At 36.8% G+C, this 19,980-nt stretch carries 18 protein-coding genes; 2 read left to right on the top strand and 16 right to left on the bottom strand.

What is annotated here, in order from left to right; translation table 11 throughout:
* Nucleotides 1-20 precede the first annotated feature (20 nt).
* From DL897_RS04095 to DL897_RS04015, 16 genes are all read right to left on the bottom strand, one after another.
* Complete coding sequence (locus tag DL897_RS04095) at nt 21-830, bottom strand: ribonuclease HII (RefSeq protein WP_113657871.1); 810 nt, start codon at nt 828-830, stop codon at nt 21-23.
* Nucleotides 784-1,698 (bottom strand): ribosome biogenesis GTPase YlqF, encoded by a 915-nt coding sequence (gene ylqF, locus DL897_RS04090; protein WP_113657870.1) that lies wholly within the window; start codon nt 1,696-1,698, stop codon nt 784-786. Before ylqF ends, DL897_RS04095 begins: the two co-directional genes overlap by 47 nt.
* Before the next feature lie 13 nt (nt 1,699-1,711).
* Nucleotides 1,712-2,290 carry a signal peptidase I gene (gene lepB, locus DL897_RS04085; protein ID WP_145962190.1) on the bottom strand — a complete coding sequence of 193 codons (579 nt, stop codon included), beginning with the start codon at nt 2,288-2,290 and terminating at the stop codon, nt 1,712-1,714.
* A 141-nt stretch (nt 2,291-2,431) separates the two neighbouring features.
* Nucleotides 2,432-3,004, bottom strand: coding sequence for a signal peptidase I (lepB, locus tag DL897_RS04080; protein WP_113657868.1), 573 nt, complete (start codon nt 3,002-3,004; stop codon nt 2,432-2,434).
* 168 nt (nt 3,005-3,172) lie between these two features.
* The gene (gene rplS / locus DL897_RS04075) at nt 3,173-3,523 is read right to left on the bottom strand and encodes a 50S ribosomal protein L19 (protein ID WP_113657867.1); all 351 of its coding nucleotides are present in this window, start codon (nt 3,521-3,523) and stop codon (nt 3,173-3,175) included.
* A gap of 104 nt (nt 3,524-3,627) precedes the next feature.
* Nucleotides 3,628-4,374: a tRNA (guanosine(37)-N1)-methyltransferase TrmD gene (trmD, locus tag DL897_RS04070; protein WP_113658159.1), complete on the bottom strand. Its 747-nt coding sequence runs from the start codon at nt 4,372-4,374 to the stop codon at nt 3,628-3,630.
* An 11-nt stretch (nt 4,375-4,385) separates the two neighbouring features.
* Entirely contained in the window at nt 4,386-4,916 is a 531-nt protein-coding gene (gene rimM, locus DL897_RS04065) for a ribosome maturation factor RimM (protein WP_113657866.1), read from the bottom strand.
* Complete coding sequence (locus DL897_RS04060) at nt 4,903-5,157, bottom strand: KH domain-containing protein (RefSeq protein WP_113657865.1); 255 nt, start codon at nt 5,155-5,157, stop codon at nt 4,903-4,905. The genes rimM and DL897_RS04060 overlap by 14 nt, the downstream gene beginning before the upstream one ends.
* Nucleotides 5,158-5,189: 32 nt before the next feature.
* Complete coding sequence (rpsP, locus tag DL897_RS04055; protein WP_113657864.1) at nt 5,190-5,450, bottom strand: 30S ribosomal protein S16; 261 nt, start codon at nt 5,448-5,450, stop codon at nt 5,190-5,192.
* A gap of 29 nt (nt 5,451-5,479) precedes the next feature.
* Entirely contained in the window at nt 5,480-6,832 is a 1,353-nt protein-coding gene (ffh, locus tag DL897_RS04050; RefSeq protein ID WP_113657863.1) for a signal recognition particle protein, read from the bottom strand.
* 30 nt (nt 6,833-6,862) lie between these two features.
* A complete protein-coding gene (locus DL897_RS04045) occupies nt 6,863-7,195 on the bottom strand; it encodes a putative DNA-binding protein (protein ID WP_113657862.1) in 333 nt (110 codons plus the stop codon).
* Nucleotides 7,196-7,357: 162 nt separating this feature from the next.
* Nucleotides 7,358-8,599, bottom strand: a complete 1,242-nt coding sequence (locus DL897_RS04035) for a DNA cytosine methyltransferase (RefSeq protein ID WP_113657860.1) — start codon at nt 8,597-8,599, stop codon at nt 7,358-7,360.
* A 32-nt stretch (nt 8,600-8,631) separates the two neighbouring features.
* Nucleotides 8,632-10,488: a DUF1998 domain-containing protein gene (gene drmB, locus DL897_RS04030; RefSeq protein WP_168188635.1), complete on the bottom strand. Its 1,857-nt coding sequence runs from the start codon at nt 10,486-10,488 to the stop codon at nt 8,632-8,634.
* Nucleotides 10,488-13,889 carry a hypothetical protein gene (locus DL897_RS04025; RefSeq protein WP_113657858.1) on the bottom strand — a complete coding sequence of 1,134 codons (3,402 nt, stop codon included), beginning with the start codon at nt 13,887-13,889 and terminating at the stop codon, nt 10,488-10,490. The genes drmB and DL897_RS04025 overlap by 1 nt, the downstream gene beginning before the upstream one ends.
* 1 nt (nt 13,890) lies before the next feature.
* Nucleotides 13,891-15,636 (bottom strand): nuclease-related domain-containing DEAD/DEAH box helicase, encoded by a 1,746-nt coding sequence (locus tag DL897_RS04020; protein WP_276308558.1) that lies wholly within the window; start codon nt 15,634-15,636, stop codon nt 13,891-13,893.
* On the bottom strand, nt 15,633-18,122 hold the full coding sequence (locus DL897_RS04015; protein WP_113657856.1) for a DrmE family protein: 2,490 nt from the start codon (nt 18,120-18,122) through the stop codon (nt 15,633-15,635). Before DL897_RS04015 ends, DL897_RS04020 begins: the two co-directional genes overlap by 4 nt.
* 145 nt (nt 18,123-18,267) lie before the next feature.
* Between DL897_RS04015 and DL897_RS04010 the strand changes: the two genes are divergently transcribed.
* Together DL897_RS04010 and DL897_RS04005 are read left to right on the top strand one after the other, a co-directional pair.
* Nucleotides 18,268-18,897, top strand: a complete 630-nt coding sequence (locus tag DL897_RS04010; RefSeq protein WP_113657855.1) for a YdcF family protein — start codon at nt 18,268-18,270, stop codon at nt 18,895-18,897.
* Nucleotides 18,898-19,223: 326 nt separating this feature from the next.
* Nucleotides 19,224-19,955: an ion transporter gene (locus DL897_RS04005; RefSeq protein ID WP_338067072.1), complete on the top strand. Its 732-nt coding sequence runs from the start codon at nt 19,224-19,226 to the stop codon at nt 19,953-19,955.
* The last annotated feature ends 25 nt before the right edge of the window (nt 19,956-19,980 follow it).

The following is a 19,980-nucleotide window of genomic DNA, read 5'->3' as shown; positions in this document are numbered from 1 at the left end:
ACGCTCCTTTCCCATATCAGTTAAGAGCCAACTTGTCGAGTTTGTTCTCTCTCTTTTTCCAGCAATTCTTTGATCGGTGCAAAACTTCGACGATGAATCGGTGAGACTCCCCATTTCATCAAAGCAGCTAAATGCTCAGGAGTACCATAACCCATATGCTTTTCAAAACCATAGTATGGATACTTTTGTGCTGCTTGCAACATCCACTCATCCCTGGCAGTTTTGGCAATAATCGAAGCCGCAGCAATGGAATGACTGAGCTGATCACCTTTGATAATTCCCTCTTGTGGCAAATGGATTTTGGGGATACGAACAGCGTCTACGAGTAGATAGTCTGGTTGAATTGATAATTTACTAATTGCTAGTCGCATCGCATGATATGTAGCTTGTAATATATTATAACGATCAATATATTCTACATCGACCATCCCTACACCAATAGAAATGGCTTGCTCCTCAATTCGTACCTTTAGTTCATCACGTTCGGATCGGGTTAGTTGCTTTGAATCATTTAAACCAGTTACATCAAAATCCTCGGGTAGCACCACCGCAGCAGCGACAACAGGTCCTGCAAGTGGCCCTCTACCCGCTTCATCAATCCCAGCGATCACTTGATAACCTTTCTGCCAGCCTACTTGCTCGTACTTCCACATAAGCTCAAGTCGGGCTAGCTCCTTCTCTCGCCGTTTTTGCTCCCGAATATAAGATTCTGCTAGTTTGCGTACTCCCACTCGTGAATCAGATAACAGTGCATCCAGAATCTCCTGTGTCACTTGAGTTTGTTCACTTAACCATGTCTTCACTTGATGAATCGTCTTTGTTTTGAACATGCTCTTCTTCTGTCTCCTCCCAGTCTATGGGTCGCTCAAACGATATACGCCCCATTCTGCCTGAACGCAAGTCATTCAAAACAATTTCAATTGCCTTATCATAATCAATTTCGCCGCCTCTTTGCAAACAACCTCGTTTTTTTCCAATCTCATTTAAAATCTCAATCGGTGGTAGGCCTAAGTCTTTCAGTTTATACCGTTCTTGTAATAATTGGGGGTAATGCCGAGATAAATACTCAAGTGCATATAGAGCCACTTCATCGAGGGGCAAAATTTCTTCTTTGATCGCACCACTGACTGCTAGGCGAAGTCCTACCTTGGGATCATCAAATTTCGGCCACAAAATACCTGGTGTATCTAAAAGCTCTAAGGTATTTCCAACCCGAATCCATTGCTGTGCTTTCGTAATGCCCGGGCGATCTCCGGTTTTGGCAGCATTCCTTTTGGCTAATCGATTAATCAGTGATGATTTTCCAACATTTGGAATACCCAACACCATCGCCCGAATTCGCTTGAGTTTGATGCCTTTTTCTGCTCGTTTGGCAAAAAGATCTTGGAGAACTTTTTCACACACGCGTGGTATTTGCCCAACCCCTTTTCCTGTTTGGGCATCAATAGGTAAAACACCGATTTGATTTTCTTGAAAATAAGAAACCCACTCTTTATTAACCCGCTCATCAGCTAAATCACATTTGGTTAAAAGAATGAGGCGCGGTTTATTTTTGACTAATTCATCCATCATCGGATTGCGACTTGATAATGGAAGTCGTGCATCTAAAAGCTCAAAGACAATATCGACCAACTTTAGTTTTTCATTGACTTGCCTACGAGCCTTTGCCATATGTCCTGGAAACCATTGAATACTCACTGTTGTCACCTACTTAGTTAATCCATTTGATGTCTCTTACGGGCCATATCACCAAGTCGGCTCGACCGATGACCTGATTGACGGAAATCGGACCAAAGTCTCGACTATCCATACTATTTAAGCGATTATCTCCCATTACAAATAGCTTTCCCCAAGGAACTTTTCGTTTAAAAAAATAAGAGGTATATGTAGACGTGAGATAGCTTTCATTGATACGATGTCGGTTCACATAGACGTTTCCTTGATCTGCTTCGATGGTATCACCACCGACGGCCACTACTCGCTTAATATAAATACGCTGATTAGGTCCATAAAAAATAACCACCTCTCCACGTTTCGGTGGACGAAAAGTATAAACCCACTTATTGATCACAACCCAATCACCTTGATGAAATGTAGGAAGCATCGAGGGTCCCGACAGAGGTACAGGCTGAAATAAAAAAGTTCGAACTAAGAGTGCCAATATGATGGCGATTCCAGTATACCAGATCCACTCTAAATAATCTAAGAAACCATGTAAGACCACTTTACTATTTTTTACTGCTGTTTGATTCATAAAAGCCGTAAGTTGACTCCTTTCCCAAATCCTCAATATATGAACGAAAATTCCGAACTTAAAGAGCCTTAGTAAAGGAAAAAAATTCAAATAAATACTTAAAATAGTATATCAAGATACATTGGCAAAAACAATAAAAAAAAACTTGATCATCAAATATTTGATCATCAAGTTTTTCTACCATATCCATTGTAGATGACTAATTGGCCAATAAATAAAATCAGCTCGACCAACAATTTTATCAATAGAAACAGGTCCTACATCTTTGTTTCTACTATCTGTACTATTCGTTCGATTATCTCCTAAGACAAACACATGCTTAGGTGGCACTGTCACAGGTGTAAAGTCTAGTGTCTGCGTATTTTTTAAATAAGGCTCGTCTATCGCTTTACCATTCACAAGAACCGTATTATTTTTGGCTTCAACGGTTTCTCCTGGCAAAGCAATCACCCTTTTGATAAAATCCTTTTGCTTGTCAGTATGAAATACAATAATTTCACCATGTTTTGGGTCACGAATCTTATATATTAACTTATTAACCATTACTAAATCACCAGTTACCATCGTCTTCTCCATCGAAGGGCCTAGCACAACTGACGGCTCAAACACGACGAATCGCACAATAATCGAGAGCAATATGGCAATCCCTATCGCTTGAAGCCAGTCTTTCGGACGAAATTTATTACTATCTCGTTGCAATTTTTTTTTGCGACTTAAATGTTCCGATCGAGGAGTAAACTGTTGACTCATGTAGACTTCACTTATTGCGAAAACATAGTTGCCCACGAAAAAAATATCGATCGATGAATAGGATTGTTATATGATTCGCAACAAGTTTACACCTCCCGTATCAGCATTGCCACTTCTGAGATAAAATAGGAATGGGCTTGAATCAGGTTCAAGCCCTCCCTCCAAAGATTATCGACGGTGCATTTCTTTAATACGAGCAGCTTTACCACGAAGCTTACGTAGATAGTATAGTTTCGCACGACGTACTTTACCACGACGCATTACTTCGATCTTACTGATAATTGGAGAATGCAATGGGAATGTACGTTCAACACCTACACCATAAGAAATCTTACGTACTGTAAAGGTCTCAGAAATGCCACCTCCACGACGTTGGATGACATCACCTTCGAAAACCTGAATCCGTTCACGTTGACCCTCACGTACTTTTACGTGTACACGAAGGGTATCTCCAGCACGGAATTGTGGAATATCATTACGAAGTTGTCCTTGAGTTACTTCACGCAAAATTGGATGCATAGATCTTGACCTCCTTCCAAGCCTAATGTATATGTGACTTTCATCTATTTATACCATGCACTTCAAACGGAGATATTTTATCACACGCTTTAGTCAAATTACAATTACTGATCTTTATCTGCTTCGCTTTTTAGACGTTTTAGAAAAGTGATGTCTTCTGGAGTTAGATCAACGGACTGGAGCAAGTCAGGTCTTCTCATCCATGTACGTCTGAGCGATTCTTGTCTCCGCCATTTTTCGATGTTTTTGTGATGACCAGATAATAACACATCTGGGACACGATATCCACGATATTCTACAGGTCGAGTATACTGGGGATACTCTAAAAGTCCTGTGGAAAAGGAGTCAGATACCGCTGATGTTTCATTACCTAGTACACCTGGTATTAACCGAGCTATACTATCGATGAGCACCATAGCTGGTAGCTCTCCACCCGTTAATACATAGTCTCCAATCGAGATTTCTTCCGTAACTAAATATTGACGTACCCGTTCATCATAACCTTCATAATGGCCACATAACACGATTAAGTGAGAATGGCGTGCTAATTCTTCCGCTTTACGTTGTGTGAACGGTTCACCTTGTGGTGACATCAATATGATAGGAGGACGCTCTGACACATTTTGAAGTAAGTGATCAACTGCTTCAAACAATGGTTCTGGTTTTAAAACCATTCCACCGCCACCACCATATGGAGCATCATCTACTGTCTGATGCTTATTGTTGGCGAATTCGCGAAAGTTGATCAAATTGGTCTCGATAATCCCTTTTTCATGTGCCCGCTTAATAATACTACTATTTAAGAAGCCTTGAAACATTTCGGGAAAAAGGGTTAGTATATCAAAATTCAACTGTGCCAATATTATTCCAGTCCTTCCATCCACTTGATGATGATTTGTTTTTTCTTCGTGTCAACTTGTTTAACAACCTCATCAATATACGGAAGAAGCAGATCTTTGCCTTTTGGATCAGGTCGTACAACCCAAACATCATTCGCAGGCAATTGCAATATCTCCTGTACCTTCCCCAGATGACGACCTTCAGTTGTGATCACATCACAGCCGACGATTTGATGAAAGTAAAACTCTCCTTCATCTTCTTGTACAGGTACGATATCCTCTTTGGAAACAACAAGCTTCCCATCTTTAAACGGTTCTACCTCATTGATATCGCTCCACTGAGTGAACTTTACTAACCACACGTTTTTATGTGGTCGGCTCTTCTCTATCCTCAGTATAAGCGGCTCCGATAAACTAGGATGCAATAAAAAGAGCTCATTTCCTGGAGCAAAACGCTCTTCAGGAAAATCCGTATCTGGAAGGACACGAACTTCTCCACGGATCCCATGTGTAGAGACTAAACGTCCAACATGTAAGTATTCACCGTGTTGCAAGATTGTTTCCTCCCTTTACAACATCAATCTGAACCTTTTTATGATCTTTGAGGTATCCCGCTTGTACGACATGACGAATCGAATGAATCACTTGACCTTTGACTCCAATCACTTTTCCGATATCTTTCGGTGCGACAGACAGTTGGAATTGAACCAGATCATCTTTCACTTTTTCCGTTACCTGGACATGATCTGGTTCATCTACCAATGAACGAGCCATGTATTCAACCAGTTCTTTCATGTGTGAACCTCCGCTTATTAATGAAGCAGCACTTATTTTTTATCAGTTTTGTCTAAGATACCTTGGTTACGTAGTAAGCCACGAACCGTATCAGAAGGTTGTGCACCACGGGCCAACCATTCACGTGCTTTTTCTTCATCGATTTTCACAACGGCTGGTTCCGTGAGTGGATTGTAGTAACCAATCTCTTCGATGAAGCGTCCGTCACGTGGAGAACGTGAGTCAGCAACTACCAAACGATAGAATGGAGCTTTTTTTGCACCCATACGTTTGAGACGGATTTTTACTGCCATACTTTTTCACCTCCCTACACAGAATCCCACTAAGACATAAACGGAAAGCGGAAACCGCCCCGTTTTTTCTTTTTCGCTTTTTGAGTCATTGAAGAAAATTGTTTCATCATTTTCTTCATATCTTCAAATTGCTTAAGCAGTCGATTAACATCTTGGACTGTCGTCCCACTACCATTTGCAATTCGCTTACGACGGCTTGCATTAATGATTTCTGGATGTAGTTTTTCCTGTTGGGTCATCGATTGAATAATCGCTTCTACTCTTCCGATCTGTTTCTCATCTACCTTAAAGTTTTTTAAGCCTTTTAACTGACCTGCTCCTGGTAGCATCGTTAACATATCTTCAAGCGGACCCATTTTTCGTACTTGCTGTAGTTGATCTAGAAAGTCTTCGAGGGTAAAAGTTTGGGTCCGCATCTTCCGTTCGAGATCTTTGGCTTTTTCGGCATCAACGGCTTGTTGTGCTTTTTCAATTAAGGTAAGAACATCACCCATGCCGAGAATTCGAGAAGCCATCCGATCTGGGAAGAACGGTTCAAGGGCATCTGTCTTTTCACCCATACCGACAAACTTAATCGGGCAATCCGTTACTGCTTTAACCGAAAGAGCTGCACCGCCACGGGTATCACCATCCAACTTGGTTAGGACAACCCCGGTAAGCCCCATTTCATTATTAAAGCTTTCTGCCACGTTCACCGCATCTTGTCCTGTCATCGCGTCAACCACGAGCAAGATTTCATCAGGAGATACTTTTTCACGAATCGCTTTTAATTCATCCATCATCGATTCATCGATATGCAGACGACCCGCTGTATCGATAATCACATAATCATGGTTATTTTCTTTGGCATGAGCAATTCCCTGTTCAGCAATCTTGACAGGGTCCTCCTTGTCTCCTAATGAAAACACAGGCGTCTCAAGTTGCTCACCCAAAACTTGAAGCTGTCGAATCGCCGCAGGACGATATACGTCCCCAGCGACTAATAAAGGCCGGTGATTTTGCTTGGTTAAGAAACGAGCGAGCTTTCCAGTGGTCGTCGTTTTACCAGCACCTTGCAAACCGACCATCATAATGACGGTAGGCGGGCGATTGGATTTCGCAAGTTTGCTTTGTTCTCCACCCATCAATTCAGTGAGTTCTTCATTGACTACTTTAATCACTTGTTGACCAGGTGTTAAGCTTTGGAGAACTTCTTGCCCAATGGCTCGCTCTTTGACGCGATTCACAAATGATTTTACTACTTTAAAGTTTACATCTGCTTCCAATAGGGCAAGGCGTACTTCACGCATTGCTTCTTTTACATCTGCCTCTGTCACTTTTCCTTTACCTCTTAACTTTTGCATGACAGCTTGCAGTCGTTCAGCTAACCCTTCAAATGCCATCGTGCCCCTCCTTCCCCGTCCATCACTTTTTTAATCTATTTCCAACCACTTATGAATCAGCGGCTCTACTGCTCGTTTCGCTTCGGGATACAACTCGAGTTCATTTCGAAACACTTGTGCAATTTTTTGTCGTTCATGATATTTTTTTAGTAAACCTAATTTATTTTCCAAATCATTTAAAGTAGCTTGTGCCCGCTTAATCGCTTCAAACACAGCTTGGCGAGAAATCTTTTGATCTTCCGCAATTTCTCCTAATGACCAATCTTCGAGATAATAAAGCTCCAAGAGGTTGCGCTGTTTTTCTGTAAGCAGCACACCATAGAAGTCATATAGGAGGTTCATCTCTGTGGTTCGCTCCAACATCGGAGTCACCTCGATTTATGCCGTCAAGGCTTTAACCTTTACAGGTAACTATCATATGCAAAAACCGGATAGGTGTCAAGCTTTTTTAGTTAACAAGTATAAGATGGAGAGAGATAGAATAGGATTCCCTCATTTTACTACATTTACATCGACTACTGATATCTAAGAGCTAGCAATAAGCATTTTTTTAATTTCTTGAGCAATTTGTTCTGCCATTAAAGGTGGTACGGCATTCCCGATCTGAGTAAACACAGCTGTACGAGAGCCTTCAAAATAATAATTATCTGGAAATGACTGTAATCTTGCAGCTTCCCGTACAGATATAGATCTTAGCTGTTGAATATCCGGATGTATATAATAATGACCATCTTTTGCTATATGGGCAACTACAGTATGAGAGAAGTGTAAATCTTGAGCTACTACTTTAAATCGATCAAGAAAAGATTCTTTATTTCCATGTGTTTGTACACGCTCTGGTAGTTCAGTATATTTCAGTCTCCTTTTCTCACGATTCCAAACATCAATTACGTAATAATATATTTCTCTGTCTCTATCATTATGTGGTCGTGTTATATGCTGAATAAGTGGGTCCTTATCACTTCGAATTTTATATTTTTTAAGATATTCACTTGGTTCTTTCACATAACTACCATAATCAATCCGTTCTCCTGGTTTCATCTCTGGAAAATCTCTAATTAAATCTTTTACTAAATAATGATGTGCGATTTCTTGAAATTGGGGATAACTAAGCCTTAGCTTTTTTTTCCATCCAATTAAGATAACTCGCTTTCTTTGCTGTAGAACACCGAACTTTGATGAGTCTAGTATTTTTGCTTCTATCTCATAACCAGCTTCATTCAAATACTGTTGTATATCTTCAAACAACTTCCCTTTTCCAGCATTTAAAATTCCAGGCACATTTTCAAATACAAAAATCTTTGGTTTAAACTTCTTAAGAAATTTAACATACTGTTTATATAAATAGTTACGTGGATCATGTTCTTTGCTATACGGGTCTCGAGCTCTTCCAACTAATGAATAAGCCTGACAAGGTGGTCCACCGATGATCAAATCGATACTATCAATTCCTTTTAATTTCATTACCATTTCTATTTTTTCAAAAATGCAATCGATTGATTCATCTGAAATCTCTTGATTAATTATCGTTTGCAGTAGTGAATTAGGAATAGTACTATAGAATTGTTCTTGACTGATTTTTCCCTGTAAATATTGTTGGTAAATCTCAAGCTGATTCTTTTTCTTAAGGTAATGATAGGCTACTCTTGTACATAATGTTTGAGTTGCAGATACATCCATTTCTACATGTGCAACTGGAAAAAAGCCTGCACGGATAAACCCCTCTGATAATCCTCCTGCTCCAGCAAACAAATCAATATAGTTCACGTTTGAACCTCCTTTATCTTGTTCGTGGAGGTCTACTCACTATCGACAGTATAAAATCCAGAAAAATAACCAATCTCTGGCTGTTCAAATGTTCCTATTAATAAGGAACGATCTAAGAGCCGATTTCCCCATTCACATGAAGTCTCTGGTAAGAGAACACAACTGTGACAGGCGGCTAGATTACATGAATTAGGTCCTTGTCCACCACTTTCCATACAAACAGGATCAGAAGAACACCATTTTATAGAAGTTAAGGCTGAAGATATAACATTCTTTAACTGATCTGGATTCCCTTGTCGTACTAGTCCTCCTAATGAACCCTCTGAATCTCCAGAGGCAGTATAAATCAAAACTCCCTGCATATCATTACCACAATAAATCCGCTCTCTTAAAGCAGAACTACCATAACCACATTCAAAACTTAATTGATTAATTAATGCATGGGCAAATGTATGGATTAATAAAAAGCGTGGGGTAATTACCTCGATTAAGTGATTAAAATAGTTAGATTCACCTATATTTTTCTTTAAACGTTCAACCCTTTGAATAACAGATAGATTTTTCTCCCATATGCTTAGTTTATCTTTATGAAACTCTATAAAAAACCCTTCTCCTTTAACAATAATTGCAGGTAACCAGTTAATTTTTTTAAGGGATAACTCTTCTTTTCTTTCTCTAAACGTCTTCGTCTCATTTGGTATTAAACGTGAAAATCCCACAAACGCTCGTGTTTCACGAAGCTTATGTAAGAGATTTATGTTTGAAAAGTGATCTCTAATCACCGAATCATAATCATTCATGTCTTTCCTAGTTACAAAGAATTCTTGATTTTCCCCACCCAACCCGGAAAGTATTGCTTCATACTCTATTTGTCTATACTGTTCTTCTGACATTTCCTCCGTTACAGATAAAGGATTTTTATTTTCGTTTTCTAATTTTTTTACTGCTAGTTCATACAGTACGTTATGATTTAAATCGTGATGGCGTGCAATATAATCAAAAACTCTCTTATCTAGTTCGCCATCTATTTTACAAGACATTAAATAGTCCCATTCTTCCTCTAAAACGTCAGTGTAGTTTTTGGGAGCCGTACTCTCCCATTGAGGCACATAAATAGAACTAATAACATGTGGAAAGTAAACATTGGATGCACCTTTTTGTACAACTCTTAAATCTGCGCTACAAATATTTTCATGGTTATCAACTTCACCAAGCCATGGGCGGTTCCCGCTGCACTTTTTGTAGGGACTAAGAGCCTTATGATTAAAGCTATCCTTCATTGTACGCTGCTTTCCACAAGTACACTTTATTAATATTCCAGACAAGCCGCTACTTTTCTCCGTTTCTAGTGTCAACCGACAATTTGCAGAATAATTATTTCCACGGTGTACCCATTCCATAAAAGGAAAATCCTCAATGTGTCCGTGTTCACAAACGGCAATAAAGCGGATTGGAATTAAATGTCTACGTGAACGTTCGTTCATATTACGGCACGGAATAGAATTATCTTCAGATTTTTTCCTTTTGAACTCTCTACCTTTGCACTTCGTTTTTTCAGAGTATATCGATAGTTTCTCCATATCACCACAGCGAGGACAAAAATGCCATAATGGAAAGCGGATACTTGGAATCATAAGTCTTTTATTCTTTCCATCTTGCGCTCCTTCCACACGATAATCAGGGGGTAGCCTAAAGTGTTTTACACCTAGGCGTTTCTGCAAACGCTCTTCATTAATCTTAAACTCTTTTATCTCCCCCCCAAGTTTATATTCTCTTTCCCATGCATCTAGTCCACACACCATTAGAGATTCATCACTTCGGAAGTTGATCATTTGTCCTACTCCCCAAGGAGAGATTAACTGGCTGCGTCGAACCTTTCTGTGGGTCATCATTCATTCTCCTTACTTAAATAACGTTCGATTGGCTTAACAACACAGTTTACATCAACACTACGCATAGAGCCTTGAGTAGACCATGACTTTTTTGCCCAGCTTGATTTTATATCACTTCCAGCTGGGTACATTAAGGGGAATTCCTTCGGAGGTTCAAAATTCCCATAAATTCCTGGTAAATATTCATTCCACTCTTTAATCCGTGCATTAAGTAATTTAATTGTTCTTTCAAGCTCATCAGGATCAATATTTTTTACACGATCATGTAATAAAGACTTAAATTTTTCAAACAACCTAGTTTCTGGAAATGGTCTAGGATGTTTACTATTATCTTCACTGCCAAAGTATCTAATATAAGTTACTAACAATGCATGTAACGCTCGTTCATTCACTGGAATTGAAAATGGAGTAATACTTGTTGGCTCCACTTGACTATAAATTGCTTGATGATATGAATGGAAACGTTCATATAATGAACGATCTCGTGGCTTTCCGGTATTATAAATAACAACTACTAACCCTGGACCTCTAGATGATCTCCCTACTCTACTGGTAGCTTGGATATACTCTGATGTTGTTTTAGGTTGTCCAATAACAGTCATAAGTCCAAGACGAGCTACATCCACTCCTACAGAAATCATATTCGTAGCCAAGCATAGATCAACAGGTAGTTGATCATCTTTACTTGGATATGGAATTTCTAAAGCTTGTAACATTTTAGGGACCTCATCGTCTAATAGACGGCTATTTAGTTCAATCATCCGCCTTACAAATCGTCTTGGATTATCCCCTTCAGTTTTCTGCAAACCTTTTCTAGCACACATCGATCTCATATATTCACGAATGTCAGCATTAACAAGTGTTGCTGCATGTCCCAATTCTCGAACACTATTAAAGTAATTGAGAATCGTCCAATATGGATTTCTCTCTTCTTCTGATGTTACAGGTGCCGATTTACTAGCTTGTAATAAAGCAGATACTACACGTACCTGGGCTGTAGCATGTGAAGGCAATGCTGAAGCATGAACTCCAACATAAATACGTCCTTCTTGAGAATGATCTGTTTTTGCAAAAAATAATTCACCAGCATTTAAACATTGGGGTGGAAACTGACATACATTTTCGATACCACAGTTATATAGTGCATTAGATTGCTCCTTTGCACGACTAATCGTTGCTGTAGAAGCCACCACTTTCGGAAGAAAGCCAGTACGACGATCTCGGCACAGCTCCTGAATCATCGTTTCATAATGACCAACCATTGATCCTAAAGGACCTGATATTAAATGAAGCTCATCTTGAACGATTAGCTGTGGTGGTGTGACATCTTTTCTACTTTCTCGAAATCCAAAAAGCTTTCGAATTTTGGTATTCCAAGGAAGACTCGCAAATTTATCCACTGTACCAATTAGTAAACTTGGAGGATTTTCATAAATATCGTCATCAATCACTATAATTGGTAGAGGATTCTTTCTTTTAGAGTACCTACATTTTTTATCCCCACATCGAAAACGAACGGTTTTGCTATCTTTACAATAACCTTTAATAATATAATTTCTTTGATTGTTCCTTTTTCTACCCTTTTTGTTCCCTACCAAATGCTTTTTTATAGCTCCCATTTCTGCTCCACACCATGGGCATTTTAAAATAACAAAAGGATTTTTTCCGGAAGATTCTAAGTTCTTATATGCATTATCAGCACCATCCCTACTATTAGGAGTTAACCGACTACCAACCCATAATCCTATAGTAAATCTGTGACTTCCCAACTTATCAGTCATCTCGTCACGAATTTTTTCTAATGCGCAGATTAGGGATGTTGCTCTTTGAAATTGCTGAGTAGTTAACAACCGTAGTGTATATCTCATTAAAACAGTTGTTCCTTCGTCATCTGGATTACATATGCGACGGTAAAGCATTGTAAACGCACTTAAACCTAAATATGCTTCTGTCTTTCCTCCCCCCGTAGGAAACCAAATAATATCAACAATATTTCTATCAGGACTTTCTGGAGAAACTATCGATCTTAAATTCATAAGTATAAAGGCGATTTGGAATGGTCGCCATAATCCATATTCAGAGCTCGTCCAAGTAGTTGGATCTTCTAAATCATTTTTATATGCTAATGGATCAAGGTCGAAATTATTCTCGTCATCGTCATTTGCTTTTTTCCACACTCTTAGCGGTAATCCATAATGTAATTGCTGCTGTAGCATAGCTCGATTCATTAATTGAAATGCTTTTAATGCATCCTTATTTAAGTGTAAGATTTCAATCCCATCTCGCATCCTTTTTAAACATTTTTTACAGTTTATAATATGTTTATCGGCTGTTTCTTTATATTTTTCTTCTAATTCAACCAAAAGTAGCTCTTGCTTTAAAATCCAACTTTCATACCTATCACATAGTTTCCGAAGTGTTTGAATCAGTGTTTTGCTACAACCTTTATCGCTAAATTCAAACATACTAAGATGAATATCGTCTAAATTGGTAGGGACGATTGGTTTCATTTCATAAGTAGGTAAAATATCTGTTTGTACAGAGTAAGCTATAGCTTCATCATTTTCTTCCCAAGAAGCAGCACATCCATGTCCTACCGCATATGTATGATAGTTACGGTATAGAAGCTGAGTTGACTTTTCATCTTCTGAATTTCCTATTAATTTATTATTGGGATAGGGATAGAAACAAGCTTTTCCCTTACTAGATACCTTAAATGACACTTGAAAAAAACAGTCTTCATCATCTATCTTTTTATCTATCATATTTTCATTCACAAGAACAAAAGTATATAGTTTCTTTTCTTGCTTTTGTAATGTGGGTGGGGTTCGATCAAAGATTTTAAAAACTAATCCTGTGTTTTTTTCACCTTTTTTAATGGGGAATTCGCTCTTTTTATTTTTCCCATTAGGTAAGTTATCTGATGAAAGATTTAATATTGTATCTAACTTTTCTCTGCGATAAGTGGTTTTTATAAATTCTTTTCCGCCACTTTTTTTCGTTGGCTTTTGCTGTGGATGGTAACGAGCTGCCGAAATCTTAACGGCTAACCCTTCCCTAATCGGTAACATAAAACAACTTACCCCCATAGCAGAAGGTAAAGTATCATTTGCCAATTGAATTGAATCATCATTAAAATACTGATTTTCTTCGTCAAAGTCTTCACCTCGCTCTCCAAAAGATTCTATCAATGGTTTCGGTTCATCACTCTCAAGCCTTACAATATCATCTGTCGAATTGTGAGTATCTTTAATCATAGTTCCTTGTGGAAACAAAATCCCTGCACCATATCTTTGACGAGGTCTCTCTTCTAAAACTTCGTTATCAGCTCCTTCACCAGGTCCTATAATTTCACTTTTCAAGAATTGAATAATAAAATCTCTTGTAAAATTAGCCATGTCAATCCCCCTTAAGGCTATCCAGTAGTAATTTGTTTCTCTCTTCTTCTAGGTTTTTATTTAAAAATAAGTCTAATTTTAATTTTGCCCGTGTCATTCCTACATAGAGAATCGGGCGAATATAGTCAGCAGTTAATTGTTCAATATCACAAATCAGGATATAAAAATTCTCTAGCCCTTTAAATCTATGAATGGTAGAGAAAGTAAGTTTGTTCATTAAATTATTCATATCCACCTTTTCCAACTGAACAATAGGAAGTCGCTGTTGGCTAATTTTTGATACAATTGAATTTTCCCATGATCTGGGGGATAATATCGTAATGTGATGAAGTGGTATTTCATCTTCCTTTAAGGAATATAGAACATTTTCGACTTTTTGAATATGCTCTTCTTGATTTTGATAAAAATAATAATCAACCATCTCATTTGTTCTTACTAACACTTCTGGTAGCTCTAGCCTTGTCAACAATGATGTTTGAATACAGATGTTTTTTGTATTCCTACAGTTTTTTAATAGACGACATCTAGTAAAGTTGGATCTCTTTTCTAAGAGTTGAAGCATTACTTCTTCATTTTGTTTAATATATAAATCTTGATTAAAATCTCCATACATTTCCCATTTCCCACCAGCTAACCCACCGTCCAACAACGCATCAACCACATCTAAATAATTTTCTTTTAGCAAATCTTGTGCTTCATCAATAATAATTTTATCAAACGGACGAAAATCACCATACCAGATACTTTCTAATGCAAAATTCGGAAGGTCATCTTGCAAGTACACTCTGGAATTAAAATATTCATTTGGCTTTTTTTTTCTTAGTTTTGAAATCTTATTTTCGCTTAATAAACTAAGAAAACCATGAAAGTGGCTTACCGTAACATAGTTTTCTATTCCTTTCAAATCCCGCTTTAACTTGTTGGCGAGAGGCCAGTTGTAACATAAAAACAAGGTCTTTTGCTTACGAATCGCACTCCGTTTGGCTGATTCCATCGCAATCATTGTTTTACCAGTACCTGCTCCACCTCTAAAAAAACATCTTGGATTATCTTCGAGACTATCCAAAGCCCTACACTGTTCTTCGGTATACTTTATAATCTCCGCTTCTACATCCTCAATAAGATGTTTTGGTTTAATTGCACACTGAAAATCTCCTCTTAAAAGATTTACGATCTTTTCTATATCCTTTGGGGAAGGTAGATTCTTTTGGATATTCCTGTATGCTAACTTCTTTTTTGTTTGCATAGATAAATTTCTAATAAACTGGCTAATTCCATCTTTAGATCTCGCATTCTCTCTCGAAAAAACACACCAGTGATCATATTCAATACTATACTGTTTGTATGCAATATGCGGAAACATCACTCCATAACCAAAAAGTAAATTAGATAAATGATGATTAGGTCCATACTTGTTTCTAATATGATTTTGAAGACTAAACATAGCTTCTTCAGCTTGTTTAAAGGGACCTCTCATACATTTAAACTTTTCTCCGTATCGATTTTGGTAACACCAAACTCCATCTTTATATTCAACTCTTCCGCTTTTAACTTCCAAAACGAAAATACCTACATTAGGAGCTAAAACCAAAAAATCAATTTCTCCAGATACTTTACTCACATGTTGTGACAATGAAAGGGAATGTAAAACAACCCAATCTTTGGTATCTGGATCATTTTCAAACAACTGGAATATGATCTTTTCGCCCGAGCTCTTAACATCATCCGAAATATAAGGGGGTATCATTCGAGCCATAAATTCCCCTCCATATTAATTAGCTTATTAATATTTTTAGCATCGACTTTTACCCATTCTTCTGAAATATATTCCACTCTTAATAAATAGATCCTACCTAGTCCATCTAGCATAAAAGAATCATCGTAAGACTGTAAGTTATCTTTCGGAACCTTATCCGTTAACTTACGAAGCATTTCATGTTGAAGTTCATGTGCAACTGAACGATGTATTTTAGTAAGTTCATCCACTGCATTTGCAACTTGATCCATATGTTTGATCAAAGGTTGATAATTGCTTGTTTTAGCAATAATTTCTACATCATCGAAATTTCGTGGACCAATCATTAAATCGTTAAACAACCAATTTTTAACTGTAACAGTATGCCGTGTGCACCCATTTTTCTCCAACAATCTAACGGTCATACTTAAATCTTCATGAGCTAGTTTATATATTTCCCATAAAGCCTTCCGCCATAACGCAGCGTAATCTCGCAAATAAGACCTTCCCTCTTTTTTTAGTTTCTGATCTACTAATTCTCGTATAATATCCGAGTCACGTTCCCTGAAAATAACGTAATCTCCCAATCTTATTTCCTTAACAGTCTTTTTAGGGATGTCATTTAGTAACTGGCTTTCCTTTCTATACACTAAATTATTAACCTGATAGAGTTTATGCCCTTCATGAAAAAAAGCACACTTATTATTATGAAACCTTACCATTTTTGCTTTAACCAAATCTCTATTTGACTTATTTTCACAGTATCTTTTAATCTGAAGATCTGAAATCTCTTTTTTCACTTGATCAATTCTATCTTCAGCATTAGGCAATTCTAAATCATACTTTTGTTGTGTTAATACTTTCTCTTTTCCAATATATTTGTTAAACCAATCCAATTCAAATGAATAAAGAAGCACTGTATAATTGCTCCCGAAATATGTTCTTTTTATTTTTTTTACTTTTTCTTTACCAAACCACCCACTAATAATAATTTTTGCAAATTTCCGTTGATCTATTTTTAAACGATTCAATTCGGAAAGAGTAGATACATATAAATTACAAGTTTTTTTAATCCAATAATTTTGTGTCTCTACTTTTTCCTTTTCACTTCCAACAATTAGAAGGTAATTCTTACTAGGATTTTTCTTAACTAAAGTATTTATTGCTTTCACTTTTCCGTTTTTGACACTATTACAAATTACCTTAACTAATTTTTTTAGTTTACTAATTACTCTTAAAATGAGCTCTTGTTCTCTCTTACCTATCCACATTTTTAATTTGTCAACTTCATCTTTATACTTTTCAATCTCAGCTATCTGATTTTTTACGAATGTTGCATCTGGTATTCTGATAATTTTTGTAAGATAGACCATTTTAATAAATAGTTTATAATACAAGTCTTTGACACGTGTTTCTTTTAATCCTATATCTTTTCTGATCTCTTCTAACATATTAGGGAGTTTTATAATCATAGGCTCGGATATGGGGTGGTCTATTAACTCAAGGTTTAAATAATTATAAAGGTAATTGTCAATTTCATAAAATGGATTTGAATATGAACAAAACAGTAAATCGCTATCTTGAACTTTGTTCATCATATCTATAATAGTAAACCCTTCATCTTTTAGTTGATCTACGATCTCATCATTTTTCTCATCAGAAAAAAAAACTATAGGGATTTTATTATTGATAAATTCTTCCCTAATATCATAAAACTCTTTCTCAAAAATCTCTACTCCATCAACAAATACAACATTAACTGAAGAATTATTTTCTTCCATATGATCAATAAGACTTAGAAAATTATTCGAAACTATACATGTTCCACTTAAACTAAGTACAGTATACGCATATGAATTATTTCTTTCTTGAGAACTTAGGCTGTACCATGGAAAAAAATCAGAGATTCGAGTTCCGTTGATATTTAATTTTTTCCCAAATTCATTCACTTCTTTATAATTAGCTATTAATACATTACAATTTAAAACAGACTGAAGAACCGCTTGTGCATTCAATGAATATAGTTTAGCAACTTTAGAAATAGTATTTTTAAACGTTTGTTGTAACTTTGTATGCTTTGCTAATGAGCGCCTATCATTCTCAACTAAAATCAAACTATACACATGTTTAAAAGAAAACTGATAATCCAGATCTTTACACCTAACTTTTATTTTTTTACCATCTATACTTTTTCCCAAGTATTCTACTAAACATCCATTTAGCAAAAGTCTTTGCCCGATCTTTAAATCAGATTTTTCCAATTCAATCCTTTTATAATTTTCCTTTAGCCAAAGCAAATGGTAAATAGTTGTTATCCATAAAGCGATATTACTTTTTTTAGGTAATTTTATAACTATATGGATATTTTTAGAATCTATTTCTTGTTTTATTTTAAAGACGATGTTTTTAATTATAGGATGAACTTCCGTTTCCTTTTTTGATGATCTTGCAGAAACATGAAATCCAGATAGAAACTCATCAATATAATCTATTTCCATATTGATACATCACCTCAGTAGCAATCCCTAATTATTGCCCTTTAATTTATAGTATATTTTTTTATATAAAAAAACAAGGAAGACAATTATAAATATTAGATTAAAAATAAACACTAAAAAATCATATACAAAGGAGCATACAAAAATGTCCATCCCCAAACAGCCTACTGTTCCACCACTGTCCAAGCAGGAGATTAAAATCATCACTGATCTAACTTTTTTACAGCCAGCAGATTTTCCACAATTGGAATCTTATGATCTTCTCTTCGTTTTTGGTGGGTCCCATCCGGAGATTTGGCAGACCGTTGCTAAAGCTTATCATGAAGGGAAAGCAAAGCAACTTCTCATTACTGGTGGCTATATGCCCGGGAAGAAACGCCCTGATTCTTGGATTTATGGCACTACACCCGAGGCACATGTGATTCAGATGAAGCTCATTGAGTTAGGCGTAAAAAAAGAGCAAATAATTATTGAAGACCGATCCACTAACTCTCTGGAAAATGTACGATATGCCAAAGAGATTTTTGACTTTGATACAATCCAAACCATGCTTTTTGCCAGTAAAGCCTTTGCTTCAGGTAGACAATATCGCACTTTGAAAAAATATCTTCCAGACCATGTGCTGCTTTCCCCTCTGCTTGTACACTCGACCCTTCAAAACAAGAAAGTCACACGAGATGATTGGATGAAAGAGACTAGTCATCGTTCGATTGTTTATGGTGAGTATCTTCGTATTTACGAATACGGAAAAAAAGGAGATATCGCTCTCTTATAGTTTTCGATCGGTGCCCATGACAAAGATTAGGTTTTCTTATTACTATCACTCTCACAAATATCGGACCACTTTTAACAAATTCTTAACATAAAATGATTATACTCAGTTTATATAAGCGCACTTTACAGAAAACTTTTAGAAAGGGTATTTCCATGTTATTGCCTCATACCAAAGAAACACACTCTAGTTCTAAATCGATATTGCTAATAATAAGCCGATGGTCTAACCATCCTTTTTTTTCGCGTGCTGTGATTTTTTTCATTATCTTAAATGCCTTATTAGTAGGATTAGAAACCTATCCTTCCATTTATTAGCCGAATAAAGAGTTGTTTTTATGGCTAGATCGATTGATTCTTTGCTTTTTTACTATCGAAATCACCCTGAAACTACTTTCATTTAAGAAAGTTTATTTATTTTTTCATGATCCGTGGAATGTCTTTGATTTTATTCTCGTTGTTAGTTCCTTTGCTTTCACCGATGCTCACTTTGTTACAGTATTACGGATTCTTCGTATTCTCCGCGTACTAAGAGCTATTTCAACCATACCCTCTTTACGTCGACTTGTTGAGGCCTTATTACGGACCATCCCAGCACTTGGAAACATTTCTTTGCTCCTAGGTCTTTTCTTTTATATTTTCGGGGTAGTTGGAACCATGTTATTTTCTAAGATTTCACCAACATACTTTGGCTCTTTACACCAAACTCTACTTACGCTATTTCAAGTCGTCACACTAGATGGGTGGGCGAGCAATATCATGCACTCGGTTTTAAAACAGGCTCCTTGGGCATGGATCTATTTTATTTTGTTTATTTTAGTAGGAACTTTTGTTATCCTAAATTTATTTGTTGGTGTCATTGTAAGTAAAGTTGGAAATGGAGAACAGTCTGAAGTCGATGCCCACACCAAGTTAACCCAAGAAATGGATGAATTAAAAAAAGAAATTATGCTTCTTCGAAGAGATTTACAACAAGGTACAATTCCTATCCACTCTTCCGATTCTACAATCGGTCATAATCAACAGTCTAAAAATACGGTGAATATCACCCCAAAAAGTTAGACTCTAACTGCATATATCATCTTTT

It is taken from the genome of Thermoflavimicrobium daqui (genome assembly GCF_003313465.1).
GTDB lineage: Bacteria > Bacillota > Bacilli > Thermoactinomycetales > Thermoactinomycetaceae > Thermoflavimicrobium > Thermoflavimicrobium daqui.
The sequence above is the reverse complement of the archived record's forward strand: the minus strand, read 5'-3'. Positions and strand labels throughout refer to the sequence as shown.

Excerpts from the sequence above, each read along its gene's own strand:
- DL897_RS04095 (WP_113657871.1), bottom strand. The coding sequence starts at position 830 with ATGTTCAAAACAAAGACGATTCATCAAGTGAAGACATGGTTAAGTGAA.
- lepB (WP_113657868.1), bottom strand. The coding sequence starts at position 3,004 with ATGAGTCAACAGTTTACTCCTCGATCGGAACATTTAAGTCGCAAAAAA.
- rplS (WP_113657867.1), bottom strand. The coding sequence starts at position 3,523 with ATGCATCCAATTTTGCGTGAAGTAACTCAAGGACAACTTCGTAATGAT.
- DL897_RS04060 (WP_113657865.1), bottom strand. The coding sequence starts at position 5,157 with ATGAAAGAACTGGTTGAATACATGGCTCGTTCATTGGTAGATGAACCA.
- rpsP (WP_113657864.1), bottom strand. The coding sequence starts at position 5,450 with ATGGCAGTAAAAATCCGTCTCAAACGTATGGGTGCAAAAAAAGCTCCA.
- ffh (WP_113657863.1), bottom strand. The coding sequence starts at position 6,832 with ATGGCATTTGAAGGGTTAGCTGAACGACTGCAAGCTGTCATGCAAAAG.
- DL897_RS04045 (WP_113657862.1), bottom strand. The coding sequence starts at position 7,195 with ATGTTGGAGCGAACCACAGAGATGAACCTCCTATATGACTTCTATGGT.
- drmB (WP_168188635.1), bottom strand. The coding sequence starts at position 10,488 with ATGACCCACAGAAAGGTTCGACGCAGCCAGTTAATCTCTCCTTGGGGA.
- DL897_RS04025 (WP_113657858.1), bottom strand. The coding sequence starts at position 13,889 with ATGGCTAATTTTACAAGAGATTTTATTATTCAATTCTTGAAAAGTGAA.
- DL897_RS04020 (WP_276308558.1), bottom strand. The coding sequence starts at position 15,636 with ATGATACCCCCTTATATTTCGGATGATGTTAAGAGCTCGGGCGAAAAG.
- DL897_RS04015 (WP_113657856.1), bottom strand. The coding sequence starts at position 18,122 with ATGGAAATAGATTATATTGATGAGTTTCTATCTGGATTTCATGTTTCT.
- DL897_RS04010 (WP_113657855.1), top strand. The coding sequence starts at position 18,268 with ATGTCCATCCCCAAACAGCCTACTGTTCCACCACTGTCCAAGCAGGAG.